Below are 11861 nucleotides of genomic sequence, written 5' to 3'. Positions count from 1 at the left end.
CCGCGTGCTACCCGCTCGGGTGCCGAACCGCCCGCACCGGGTGAACCGCCGGTGTCACCCCCAGACCGGCAGCCACGCCTGCCAGCGGTCCTCCTCGCAGGAGTTCACCCGGCTGAACGACGCCGCGACCTCGACGCCGGCCAGCAGACCGGACACCTCGGCGCGTTGCGGGCCGAAGACGCGGTCGTAGCAGTTCGCGGTCGGCGGGGGCGGCTCGATGGTCCCCGGCGACGTGCGGATCGCGTCGCACGCCGCCCTGGCCCGCGGGTGGGTGCCGCCGTCCGGGTCGCAGGTGAGGCGGTACTCCCGGGCGACCGGCCCGAGCGGGTCGTGCACGGAGATGGTGAGCTCGGTGGTCGGGGCCGCGGTCGCGGTGGGCGCGAGCACGGCCCCGAGGGCGGCCGTGACGGCCAGCGCCGGCAGCAAGCCTCGGGCGGAACTGGTGACGGACAAGGTGGTCTCCTCCGGCTGATCGACGTTGATCATGGGGAACCGGGGCGCGGCGGCGGTCGCCCCCGCACCAGTAAACCACTTGTCCACTGTGGACTGATCAGTCCACGGGGTGTCGACCGAGCACGTCGGCGGCGTGCACCGCCTCCAGCGACAGCGTCTTGTACCCGACCTGCTCGAACAGCACGGTCAGCCGGTCGGTCTCGCTCTGCACCACCGTGCCGGCGCCCCACTCTCGGTGGTGCACGCGCGACTGGGCCGGGTACTCGGGGTTCGCCGACACACCGGTGCCCGCCTCGCCCCGCGCGCACGTGTCGCAGTTGCCGCACGCCCGCTCCAGCACCTCGCCGAAGTACCCCAGCAGGTGCTGCCGCCGGCACGCCCGGGTCTCCGCGAACGCCCGCAGCACCTCGATCCGCGACCGGTCCAGGCGTTGCAGCCGGTCCGCTTCCTCCACCGCCAGGTCGGCCGCCCGCTCCGGCTCGCCCACCAGCCGGAACCGGGACTTGGCGGCCTTCACCGCGCCCACCCGCTCCAGCAGGTTCACCCCGGAGGTGACCCGGTGGCGGGACCGCCCGCTCTCCCGCGCCAGCTCGGTGATCCGCAGCCCGGGGTGGTCGCGCACGCACGCCGCCAGGTCGGCCAAGGCGTCCCGGTCGACGTGCCGCGACCGCAGGAACCGCTGCAACCCCAGGTCCTGCGACCGGTAGAACAGCACCGCCTCGGCCGGTTCGCCGTCGCGCCCCGCCCGGCCGATCTCCTGGTAGTAGGCGTCCAGCGAGCCGGGTGCGGACGCGTGCGCGACGAACCGCACGTCCGGTTTGTCGATGCCCATGCCGAACGCCGAGGTGGCCACCACCACGTCCACCCGGCCGCGCATGAACGCGTCCTGCACGCGTTCCCGCTCGGCGGCCTTCATCCCGGCGTGGAACGGCTCGGCGACCACCCCCTTGGCGGCCAGCTCCTCCGCGTACCGGCGGGCGTCCTTGCGCGTGGCCACGTAGACCAGCCCGGGTTTCGGCGCCTCCCGCACCCAGTCGAGCACCGCTCGCCGCTTGTCGTCGTCCTCGACGAACGCGCGCACCTCCAGCGACAGGTTGGGCCGGTCGAACCCGACCGCCACGACGACCGGGTCGCGCAACCCCAGGTGGGCGATCACGTCCTCGCGCACGGTCGTGCCCGCCGTGGCGGTGAGCGCCAGCACGGGCGGCCGGCCGAGCCGCTCCACCGCCGACCCGAGCCGCAGGTAGTCGGGCCGGAAGTCGTGGCCCCACGCGGACACGCAGTGCGCTTCGTCCACGACGACCAACACGGGCCGGCCGACCCGGTCCGGCACGTCGGGCTTGGCCAGCTGCTCGGGCGAGACGAACAGGTACCGCACCTCGCCGCGCCCCACGGCCGCCCACGTCGCGTCGTTGTCCGCATCGGACTGCGCGGAGTTCACCAGGGCGGCGGTCGGCGCGCCCGCGGCGCGCAACGCCGTCACCTGGTCGCGCTGCAACGCGATCAGCGGCGACACCACGACGACCAGGCCGTCCAGCAGCACACCGGGCACCTGGTAGATCGCCGACTTGCCCGCGCCGGTGGGCAGCACCACGAACACGTCCCGCCCGGCCAGCACCTGCTCCATGGCGTCGATCTGCTCGTCGCGCAGCTCCGCCCACCCGAACACGTCCTCGGCGGCCCGGCGCAGTCGCTTCCGCACGCCGCTCACCGGCCCACCCGCTCCCGCGCGACGAGCAGGCCCAGCACGACCAGCACCGCGCCCAGCGCGAGGAACCCGAGGTCGTAGGCGAGCTCGTGCGGGCCGCCGCGCACGTGGTGCACGCCCAGGACCAGGTGGTCGACCACGCCTTCCACGAGGTTGAACACACCCCAGCCGGCCAGCACACCGCCCCACAGCACCCGGCGCGGCAGCGTGCCCGCGCGGTTGAGCATGGCCACGCCGACCACCACGAGCACCAGGCACAGCAGGTGGAACAGCCCGTCGGCCCGGGTGTTGAGGTGCAGGTCGTCGGGGTGCCAACCGGACAGCATGTGGTGCCAGCCCAGCAGTTGGTGCACGACGATGCCGTCCACGAACCCGCCGATCCCCAGGCCGAGCACCAGCGGCGCTCGCGTGCCTCTCGTCATGGCCGTGGAGTTGCCCGCCCAAGAGAGATCAAACTCCACGGGGGGTCAAACCCGGCGGTGATCACGCTCCCGCGCGGAGTCGACCAGCGCGGTGACGGCCGGGTGCCACTCCCGGCCCGGCGGTCCGCTCACCACCAGCCGGCGCACCACCCTCGGCCGCAGCGGCACCAGCGCCAGCCCCGGCACGAGCATCGACGCCACCAGGCCCGGCACGATCGAGATGCCGACGCCCGCCCGCACCATCGCCAGCAGCGTGCCCAGCTCGCGCACCCGGTGCAGCGGGTCGAACGGCAGGCCCGCGTGCACCTGCCGCACGTGCCGCTCGCACCCGCCGCACGACAGCAGGAACGGGTCGTCGGCCAGGTCCGCCACGTCGACCTCGCCCACCCCGGCCAACGGGTGGTCGGTGCGCAGCAGGGCGTGGAACGCGTCCTCGCCCACCAGCACGCCCGCGCCGGGCGGCGGGTCGACCGCCACCGCCATCTCCACCGTGCCGTTGGCCAGCCACTCGGCGACCTCGTCGTCCTCGCCCTCGAACACCCGCACCCGCACGTGCGGGTGTTCTGCCTCCCAGTGGGACATCAGCTGCGGCAGCAGGCCCTGGCACACGGTCGGCGGGGCGGCCAGCTTGATCGTGCCCCTGGCCGCGCCGCCGTGCCGCGCGGCGAGGTCCGTGATCGCCACCGACGCGGCCACCGCGGCGCGGGCGTGCGCCACGACCTGCGCGCCGAACGCCGTCGGTCGCGGCTTGCCGCGCCGCAGGAGCACCGGGTGGCCGAGGGTGCGTTCGAGCGCGGCCACCGCGTGCGACACGGCGGACTGCGTGAGGCCCAGCGCGTCGGCGGCCGTGCCGAAGCCGCCCTCGTCCACCACGGCGAGGAACGCGCGGAGCTGCGCGAGGTTCAGGGCCATGAACAACTCTCATGAGTAGGGGTGCGTCACTTGTTGGACTCATCATCGCAGGTGCGGCGATCCTCGCCCGGTGCAGACGTCCGGGAAGTTCGTGCTGCTGTCCGCGATCTGGGGCGGCAGCTTCGCGTTGATCAAGGTGGCGGTGGACGCGGGCGTGCCCCCGGTGTGGGTGGCGTCGGCGCGCTGCCTGTTCGGCGCGCTCACCCTGTGGGGGATCTGCCTGGCGCGGGGTGCGGCCGTGCCGCTGGACCGGCGCACGTGGGGTCACGCGGCGGTGGTCGCGCTGCTGCTCAACGCGGTGCCGTTCACGCTGCTGGCGCACGGCGAGACGCAGGTCAGCTCGGTGCTGGCGGGTGTCTTCAACGCCACCACGCCGTTGACCACACTGGTGTTCGTGCTGCTGGTCGTGCCGAGCGAGCGGATGACGCGGGCCCGGGTGGTCGGGCTGCTGGTCGGCTTCACGGGCGTGCTCGTGGTGCTGGGCGCGTGGCGCGGGTTGGCGGGCGACGTGCTCGGGGGCAGCCTCGCCTGCCTGGCCGCGACCGCGTGCTACGGCGCGGGGTTCGCCTACACCCGCCGGTTCTTCTCCGGCGGCGACCACAGCGCGAGCGCGTTGTCGGCCGTGCAGATCACCTGCGCGACGCTGCAACTGGCGGTGGTCGCGCCGATCCTGGGCGGCACGCCGTCGTGGCCGGGGACGTCGGCGGCGGTGGCGCTGCTCGTGCTCGGCGCGGCGGGCACCGGCCTGGCGTACGTGCTGAACCTGGACGTCATCAGAGCGACCGGACCGGCGGTCGCCTCGACCGTCACCTACGTCACGCCGCTGTGGTCGACGGCGATCGGCGCGGTGCTGCTCGGCGAGCACGTGGGCTGGAACACGCTGGTGGGCGGTGTGGTGGTGGTCGGCGGCGTGCTGCTGGCCCGGTCACGGCCGAATGTGAGGATCACCGCATGAACGCGATCTACGTCTTCGTGCCCGGCTCCAACAGCAACTCGTTCCACTTCTCGCCCCTGCTCCGCGAACTGACCCTGCTCGGCCGGCGCGCGCTCGCCGTCGACCTGCCCGGACACGGCTTCGACGCCACGTTCGCCACCTCCTACCAAGCGCCGCAGGACCCCGCCGCGCTGGCGACCGCGCCGGCCGGGCTCGAGGGCGCGACCCACGCCGACAACGTCGCGCACGTGATCGACGTCGTGCGGAGGGCCGGCGAGCACGGCCCGGTGGTCCTCGTCGGGCACAGCCGGGGCGGGATGACCCTGACCGGGGTGGCGAACGCGGTGCCGGAACTGCTGCACCGGGTCGTGTACGTGACCGCGTGGTGCTGCGTCGACCTGGGCGTCGGCGGGTACATGCAGGAGCCCGAGTACGCGTCGAGCGCGCTCAACGACCTCGGCGCGGGACTGCTCGCGGGCAACCCGGCCGAGCTGGGCGTGCTCCGGATGAACTGGCGCACCGCCGACCCGGTGCTGCTGGCCAAGCTGAAGACCGCGATGTTCGCCGACGGCACGGACGCGGAGTTCCTGGCCGCGCTGAACACGTTGGAGCCGGACGAGAGCCTGGACGGTGGCGACGACCGCGTCGACCCGGACGCGTGGGCGCGCCTGCCGCACACCTACGTCCGCGTGACCGGCGACCGCTCCATCCCGGTCGGGCTGCAGGACCGGTTCATCCGCGAGGCCGACGCGCTGCTCCCGGACAACCCGTTCGACGTGCGCAGCCTCGACACCAGCCACATGGGCTTCCTGGTCCGACCGCGGGAGGCCGCCGCGCTGCTGGCCGGGCTGGCGTAGTCCCGGTCCGGCCCACAAATCCCGGTTTGTCAAGTTATTGCGTGATGCTGCTCACTTCTTGCATGCTGATGCCGTCCCTCCAACGAAGGAGCGTGCGGTGCCCCTGTCACGCAGGACGTTCATCGGATCGGCCCTGGCCGCCTCCGCCCTCGCCTCCACCACGTCGACCCCGGCGGTCGCGGCCAGCCCACCGGGCGACGTGGTCGGCAAGATCACCGTCGGCTACCAGGGCTGGTTCGCGGCCCGCGGCGACAACTCCCCCGTCAACGGCTGGTGGCACTGGAGCGACAACTGGGGCCAGCCGCCGTCGCCGACCAACCACGCCCTCATGTCGTGGCCGGACATGACCGACTACACCGCCAAGTACCCGACGGCGTTCGGCTCCCTGGGCAACGGCCAACCGGCGACGGTCTTCTCCAACTACGACTACCAGACCGTGGACGTGCACTTCCGCTGGATGCGCGAGTACGGCTGCGACACCGCGGCCCTGCAGCGGTTCAACCCGACCGGCGGCGAGGGCCCGATCCGCGACGCCGTCACCGCCCACGTCCGGCGGGCCGCCGAGGCGCACGGCGTGAAGTTCTACGTCATGTACGACGTCACGAACTGGACGAACATGCAGTCGGAGATCAAGGCCGACTGGACGGAGAAGATGCGCGCGTACACCTCGTCACCGATGTACGCGCGGCAGAACGGCAAGCCGGTCGTGTGCGTCTGGGGCTTCGGCTTCAACGACCCGGGCCGCCCGTTCACCCCGCAGCAGTGCCAGGACGTGATCGACTGGTTCAAGGGCCAGGGCGTGTACCTGATCGGCGGCGTGCCGACGCACTGGCGGCGCGAGATCGAGGACTCGCGGCCCGGTTTCGCCCAGGTCTACCGCAGCTTCCACATGATCTCGCCGTGGATGGTCGGCCGGATCGGCAGCGTCGCCGACGCGGACAACTTCCACGCGAACGTCAACTCGCCGGACGTGGCCGAGTGCGCCCGGCTCGGCATCGACTACCAGCCGTGCGTGCTGCCCGGCGACCTGTCCCGGCGGCACCGGGCGCACGGCGACTTCATGTGGCGGCAGTTCTACAACATGTGCCGCCTCGGCGTGCAGGGCATCTACATCTCGATGTTCGACGAGTACAACGAGGCCAACCAGATCGCCAAGACGCCGGAGACGCAGGCGGGCATCCCCGCCGGCTCCGGTTTCCTGGCGCTGGACGAGGACGGCACGCGCTGCTCCTCGGACTACTACCTGCGCCTGACCGGCGACGGTGGCCGGATGCTCAAGGGCCAGATCGCGTTGACGGCGATCCGCCCGACGAAGCCGGTGCTCTCCGACACGCCACCGGTCGAGCGCGACCTGGCGGCGGGCCGGCCGACCACCCAGAGCAGCCAGACCCAGCACTACGACAGCCGGCTCGCGGTGGACGCCGACCCGAACACCTACTGGGAGAGCGCGAACGGCGCGTTCCCGCAGTGGATCGGGGTCGACCTGGGCGCGGTGGCCGCGCCGCGCCGGATGGTGCTGAGCCTGCCGCCGAACCCGGCGTGGGGCCGCCGCACCCAGACCATCGCGGTGGATGCGGGCGTGGACGGCTCGACGTTCACCTCGGTGCTCGGCGCGACCGGGTACGTGTTCGACCCGGCCGCGGGCAACTCGGTGACGGTCACCCTGCCCAGCGGGTTCAGCGCCCGCCACCTGCGGCTGCGGTTCAGCGGGAACACGGGTTGGCCGGCCGCGCAGCTGGCCCGGTGGCAGGTCGTCGGCTGACCGCCCCGGCGCTCGGCCGAACCCGGACTGGGAGCGCTCCCACGGTAGGCTCCGGCGCATGGTGAGCGTGTGGGTGACGGGGTCGGCGGACGGTATCGGCCGGGAGACGGCGGCGACGCTGGTGGCGCAGGGGCACCGGGTGGTGCTGCACGCGCGCGACGAGGCGCGGGCCGGGCAGGCGCTGGCCGCCGTGCCCGGCGCGGCCGGCGTGCTGGTCGGCGACCTCGCCTCGCTGGCCCGGACCAGGGAGCTGGCGGCGGCCGCCGAGCCCTTCGACGTGGTGGTCCACAACGCGGGGCTCGGCGGCGGGCTGCCCGAGCGGACCGTCACCGAGGACGGCCTGGAGCTGCTGTTCCAGGTCAACGTGCTGGCGCCCTACCTGCTCACGGCCCTGATGCCCCGGCCGCGGCGGCTGGTCTACCTGACGTCCGGGCTGGAGGCGCAGGGCGTGGCGGACCTCGACGACCTCCAGCACGAGCGCGGCCCCTGGGACGGCATGCAGGCCTACTCGGACTCCAAGCTGCTGGACGTGGCGCTGGCGTTCGCGGTGGCCCGCCGGTGGCCGGACGTGCTCAGCAACGCGGTCGACCCGGGCTGGATCAGGACCAAGCTGGGCGGCCCGAACGCCACCGACGACCTGCCGACGGGCGCGGACGCCCAGGTGTGGCTCGCGACGAGCGACGAGCCCGCCGCCACCGTCACCGGCCGCTACTTCAAGTGGCGCGAGGACCTGCGCGCCAACCCCGCCGCGTACGACGTGGAGGTCCAGGACCGCCTGCTCGACGCGTGCGCGGAGATCACCGGCGTCGAGCTGACGTGACCACCCGGCGGGGCGGCGGGCCGCCCTGCCCCGTGCCCCGCCGAAAAGGGCGCGCCGCCACCGGGTCCGGCTGCCTACGATCCCGGCGTGCCACGACCTCCGCGCACGGTGCTGTCCGCGTTCGGCGTCACGGCCGAGCCCGTCGCGCTGCCCGGTGGCCGGGGCGGGACGTGGCGCGCCGGCGGGGTGGTCCTCAAGCCGGTGGACTTCGAGCCCGAGACGCGGTGGCGGTCCGACGTGCTCGCCGCGCTGCCGCCGTCGGCCGGGTTCCGGGTCGCGCCTCCCGTGCGGTCCGCGTCCGGCGGCTGGGTGGTCGACGGGTGGGAGGCGTGCCGGTTCGTGCCGGGCGAGCCGGACACCGGCCGCGCGGACGACGTGCTGCGGGCCGGGATCGCGTTCCACGCCGCCGTGCGCGACGTGCCCCGACCCGCGTACCTCGACCTCCGCGACGACCCGTGGTCGGTCGGCGACCGGGTCGCGTGGGAGGAGTCGCCGGTGGACGTCGGCCCGGCGGCGCTCGGACTCCTGGAACCGCTCGTCACGGCTCGGCGCCCGGTGGACCTGCCGGCCCAGGTGGTGCACGGCGACCTGGCGGGCAACGTGCTGTTCGCCCCCGGCCTGCCGCCCGCGGTGATCGACTGGCCGCCGTACTGGCGGCCCGCGTCGTGGGCGGCGGCGGTCGTGGTGGCGGACTGCCTGTGCTGGTACGGCGCACCACCGGCGCTGCTCGACCGGTGGTCGCACCTGCCGGCGTGGCACCAGGTGGTGCTGCGGGCGCTGATCTACCGGATCGTCACCCGAGACCTGGCCGGCGGGGACCGGCCGGCGGACCAGGTCCGCGCCTACCGGCCCGCGGTCGACCTGGTGCTCGCCCGGCTCAGCGGGCCAGGGTCTCCTCGGTGACCTCCCACAGGCGGGTGGCCGCCTCCGGGTCGAGCGCGTAGGCCGCGACACCGCGGATCAGGGTCTCGCCCCGGCTCGGCAGCGCCTCGCCGCAGTCCTCGAAGTACCGGCCGCCCACGCCCTCCAGCAGCGGTGACGTCGCCAGCAGCACCGACGTGGCCGCGCCCTGCTCCGGCGTCTTCAGCCGGTACCCGTCCGCGGCTGCCCGCTCCCTCATCGCCCGCAACTGCCCGTCGTCGACGTGGCGCTGCAGGTTGGTGTCGATCCCACCGGGCATCAGGGCGTTCACCGTGATGCCGTCGGCCGCCCAGCGCTTGGTCGCCTCCACGGCGAAGAGCACGTTCGCGGTCTTCGACTGCCCGTACGCCGTCCACGGGTCGTAGGGGCGCTCGGTGTAGTGGATGTCCTCGAAGACGACCGGCGACATGAGGTGCGCGCTGGAGCTGACGGACACCACCCGCGCGCCCTCCGGCGCCAGGAACCGGTGCAGGCCCTTGGTCAGCGCGAAGTGGCCGAGGTGGTTGGTGGCGAACTGGAGTTCCCAGCCCTCCGGCGTGCGGGTCTCCGGCGCGGCCATCACGCCCGCGTTGTTCACCAGGATGTGCAGCGGGCCGTCCCAGTCGGCCACGAACGCCGCCACGGACGCCTGGTCCGCCAGGTCGAGCCGGGCGACCCGGACGTCGCGGCCGATCTCGTCGGCCACCCGTCGCCCGGCCCCGGTGTCGCGGACCGCCAGCGTGACCTCGGCGCCCGCCGACGCCAACGCCCGGGCGGTCTCGACGCCGATGCCGGACGCGCCGCCGGTGACCACCGCGCGCTTGCCGGTCAGGTCGATGCCCGCCACGACCTGCGCCGCGGTGGACTCCGCGCCGAACGGCGTGGTGATGTGCTCGGTCATGTCCGTTCCCCTGTCGTGCTGTCGTACACTGAAGCGGAGGTTCCTCCGTTACGTTCCACGTTAACCGGAGGTTCCTCCGTTTAGCACCGAGAGCCGCGTCACACCCATAGGGAGGCACCGTGTCCCGCCCACTGCGCGCGGACGCCCAGCGCAACCGCGACCGGTTGATCGAGACGGCGCTGGCCGCGTTCACCGACGAGGGCGCGGACGCCACGCTGGACGCGATCGCCAAGCGCGCGGGCGTCGGCATCGGCACGCTCTACCGCCACTTCCCCACCCGCGAGGCGCTGGTGGAAGCGGTCTACCGCAACGAGCTGGCCAAGCTCTGCGACGCCGTGCCCGACCTGCTGCGCACGCTGCCGCCGCACGAGGCGACCAGGGCGTGGATGGACCGGTTCGTCGAGTACATGGCCACCAAGCAGGGCATGGGCGACGCGTTGCGCGCGGTGATCGCGTCCGGCGGCGACCCGTACGCGCAGAGCAGGGACCGGCTGACCGAGGCGATGGGCACGCTGCTCGAGGCCGTCGACCGCCCCGACGTCGCGCCGCTGGACGTGATCGCCACCATCGCCGGCATCGCCCACACGGTGCCCGACGTCGGCCCGGCGGACGGCATGCTGGACCTCGTGATGGACGGCCTGCGCTACCGGCCGTGAGACGCGGGCAGCACCCTCGGCGTGCCGACGAGCTGGCGGCCCAGGTCGCCGCGCAACGTGGACACCGCGTCGAGCACGTAGTTCTGCCGGACCCGCCACGGATCCCGGTCACCCTGGCGCGGGAACGCGTCGACGGCGCGCTGGATGTAGCCGGAGGCCAGGTCCAGCAGCGGCCGGCGGGCCAGCGGGCGGTCCGGCGTGGGGACGACGGACGCGTAACCGTGCCGGTCCATGTGGGCGACCACCCGGCAGACCAGGCGTGAGGTCAGGTCGGCGCGCAACGTCCACGAGGCGTTCGTGTAGCCGACGCAGACCGCGAAGTTCGGCAGGCCGGTGATCATCGCGCCGCGCCAGATGAACTGCTCGGACAGCTCCACCCGGCGCCCGTCCACGCTCGGCGTGATGCCGCCGAACGCGAGCAGCCGCAGGCCCGTGGCCGTGACGACGACGTCGGCGGGCAGCTCCCGGCCGGACCTGAGCCGCACCCCGTCGGGCGTGAACGTGTCCACGTGGTCGGTGACGACCGACACCCGGCCGCGCTTGACGGCCCGGAACAGGTCCGCGTCCGGGACCGCGCAGAGCCGCTGGTCCCACGGGTCGTAGGTGGGGGTGAAGTGCTCGCGGATCGCGGCCTCGTCGTCGAGCACCTTGGTGGACAGCTTGGTCAGCACCTTGCGCGCGGCCTTCGGCCAGCGGCGGCAGAACTGGTAGAAGGCCAGGCTGAACAGGATGTTCTTGGTGCGGATCACCCGGTGCGCGGCGTTGGCGGGCAACAGCTCGCGGACCTTGTCGGCGAACTTGTCGCGACCCGGCACCACACCCATCCACGTCGGCGAGCGCTGGAGCATCGTGACGTGCGCGGCGGTCTCCGCCATGGACGGCACCACCGTCACCGCCGTCGCCCCGCTGCCGATCACCACCACCCGCTTGCCCGCGTAGTCGAGGTCGTCGGGCCAGAACTGCGGTCGCACCACCTCGCCGCGGAACGACCCGATGCCGGGGAACACCGGGTCGTGACCCTGGTCGTAGTCGTAGTAGCCGGCGCAGGAGTAGAGGAAGTCGCAGGTGACCACCCTGGTCTCGACGTCACCCCGCCCGTCGCGGCGGTGGAGCGTCAGCGTCCAGCGGGCGGTCTCGGTGGAGAAGTCGGCGGCCACCACCTTTGTCCGGTACCGCACGAGCCGGTCGATGCCGAACTGCGCGGCGGTGTCCCGGATGTAGGCGAGGATCGACGGGCCGTCCGCGATCGACTTCGCCTCCCGCCAGGGCTTGAACGGGTAGCCGAGGGTGAACATGTCCGAGTCGGACCGGATGCCCGGGTACCGGAAGAGGTCCCACGTCCCGCCCATCGCGTCGCGGGCTTCGAGGATCGCGACGGACTTGCCGGGGCACTCGGTGCGGAGCCGGTAGGCCGCGCCGACACCGGACAGTCCGGCGCCCACGATCACGACGTCGAGGTGCTCGGGTGTGGTCATGGCTCCCAGTGTGTCGGATGGCCGGCCCACCCCTCCTACCTGGGGTAACCTGAGGCGGGGC

General features: G+C 73.4%; 12 protein-coding genes. 6 read left to right on the top strand and 6 right to left on the bottom strand.

The window, feature by feature from the left end; translation table 11 throughout:
* Positions 1-54: 54 nt before the first annotated feature.
* The 4 genes from IOD16_RS10340 to IOD16_RS10325 form a co-directional block, all read right to left on the bottom strand.
* Positions 55-453, bottom strand: coding sequence for an SSI family serine proteinase inhibitor (locus tag IOD16_RS10340; protein ID WP_201439850.1), 399 nt, complete (start codon positions 451-453; stop codon positions 55-57).
* Between the two features lie 97 nt (positions 454-550).
* Positions 551-2164, bottom strand: a complete 1614-nt coding sequence (locus IOD16_RS10335; RefSeq protein ID WP_201439849.1) for a RecQ family ATP-dependent DNA helicase — start codon at positions 2162-2164, stop codon at positions 551-553.
* Positions 2161-2583 carry a DUF2243 domain-containing protein gene (locus IOD16_RS10330; RefSeq protein WP_201439848.1) on the bottom strand — a complete coding sequence of 141 codons (423 nt, stop codon included), beginning with the start codon at positions 2581-2583 and terminating at the stop codon, positions 2161-2163. Before IOD16_RS10330 ends, IOD16_RS10335 begins: the two co-directional genes overlap by 4 nt.
* Positions 2584-2628: 45 nt before the next feature.
* Positions 2629-3495: a LysR family transcriptional regulator gene (locus IOD16_RS10325; protein ID WP_201439847.1), complete on the bottom strand. Its 867-nt coding sequence runs from the start codon at positions 3493-3495 to the stop codon at positions 2629-2631.
* Positions 3496-3565: 70 nt separating this feature from the next.
* Here IOD16_RS10325 and IOD16_RS10320 point away from each other — a divergent pair, with 70 nt between their 5' ends.
* The 5 genes from IOD16_RS10320 (at position 3566) to IOD16_RS10300 (ending at position 8771) form a co-directional block, all read left to right on the top strand.
* Entirely contained in the window at positions 3566-4450 is an 885-nt protein-coding gene (locus IOD16_RS10320) for a DMT family transporter (protein WP_201439846.1), read from the top strand.
* A complete protein-coding gene (locus IOD16_RS10315) occupies positions 4447-5286 on the top strand; it encodes an alpha/beta hydrolase (protein WP_201439845.1) in 840 nt (279 codons plus the stop codon). The genes IOD16_RS10320 and IOD16_RS10315 overlap by 4 nt, the downstream gene beginning before the upstream one ends.
* Before the next feature lie 97 nt (positions 5287-5383).
* Positions 5384-7048: a discoidin domain-containing protein gene (locus tag IOD16_RS10310; RefSeq protein ID WP_201439844.1), complete on the top strand. Its 1665-nt coding sequence runs from the start codon at positions 5384-5386 to the stop codon at positions 7046-7048.
* A gap of 58 nt (positions 7049-7106) precedes the next feature.
* On the top strand, positions 7107-7868 hold the full coding sequence (locus IOD16_RS10305; protein WP_201439843.1) for an SDR family NAD(P)-dependent oxidoreductase: 762 nt from the start codon (positions 7107-7109) through the stop codon (positions 7866-7868).
* Between the two features lie 87 nt (positions 7869-7955).
* On the top strand, positions 7956-8771 hold the full coding sequence (locus IOD16_RS10300) for a TIGR02569 family protein (protein ID WP_201439842.1): 816 nt from the start codon (positions 7956-7958) through the stop codon (positions 8769-8771).
* On the opposite strand, the gene IOD16_RS10295 is transcribed toward IOD16_RS10300, so the two are convergent.
* Complete coding sequence (locus tag IOD16_RS10295) at positions 8746-9669, bottom strand: SDR family NAD(P)-dependent oxidoreductase (protein WP_201439841.1); 924 nt, start codon at positions 9667-9669, stop codon at positions 8746-8748. The genes IOD16_RS10300 and IOD16_RS10295 overlap by 26 nt on opposite strands.
* 119 nt (positions 9670-9788) lie before the next feature.
* Between IOD16_RS10295 and IOD16_RS10290 the strand changes: the two genes are divergently transcribed.
* Positions 9789-10325, top strand: a complete 537-nt coding sequence (locus tag IOD16_RS10290; protein ID WP_201439840.1) for a TetR/AcrR family transcriptional regulator — start codon at positions 9789-9791, stop codon at positions 10323-10325.
* Here the strand turns inward: IOD16_RS10290 and IOD16_RS10285 are convergent.
* A complete protein-coding gene (locus tag IOD16_RS10285; protein WP_201439839.1) occupies positions 10313-11800 on the bottom strand; it encodes a flavin-containing monooxygenase in 1488 nt (495 codons plus the stop codon). The genes IOD16_RS10290 and IOD16_RS10285 overlap by 13 nt on opposite strands.
* Between the last annotated feature and the right edge of the window lie 61 nt (positions 11801-11861).

Origin of the sequence: Saccharothrix sp. 6-C (genome assembly GCF_016695385.1) — a bacterium.
In the GTDB taxonomy this organism is placed as follows: Bacteria; Actinomycetota; Actinomycetes; order Mycobacteriales; family Pseudonocardiaceae; genus Actinosynnema; species Actinosynnema texasense.
This window is presented reverse-complemented; position numbering and strand designations above follow the sequence as displayed.

What these genes read in the sequence shown, in the direction of transcription:
- IOD16_RS10330 (WP_201439848.1), bottom strand. Translation starts at nt 2,583, where the DNA reads ATGACGAGAGGCACGCGAGCGCCGCTGGTGCTCGGCCTGGGGATCGGC.
- IOD16_RS10325 (WP_201439847.1), bottom strand. Translation starts at nt 3,495, where the DNA reads ATGGCCCTGAACCTCGCGCAGCTCCGCGCGTTCCTCGCCGTGGTGGAC.
- IOD16_RS10315 (WP_201439845.1), top strand. Translation starts at nt 4,447, where the DNA reads ATGAACGCGATCTACGTCTTCGTGCCCGGCTCCAACAGCAACTCGTTC.
- IOD16_RS10305 (WP_201439843.1), top strand. Translation starts at nt 7,107, where the DNA reads ATGGTGAGCGTGTGGGTGACGGGGTCGGCGGACGGTATCGGCCGGGAG.
- IOD16_RS10295 (WP_201439841.1), bottom strand. Translation starts at nt 9,669, where the DNA reads ATGACCGAGCACATCACCACGCCGTTCGGCGCGGAGTCCACCGCGGCG.
- IOD16_RS10285 (WP_201439839.1), bottom strand. Translation starts at nt 11,800, where the DNA reads ATGACCACACCCGAGCACCTCGACGTCGTGATCGTGGGCGCCGGACTG.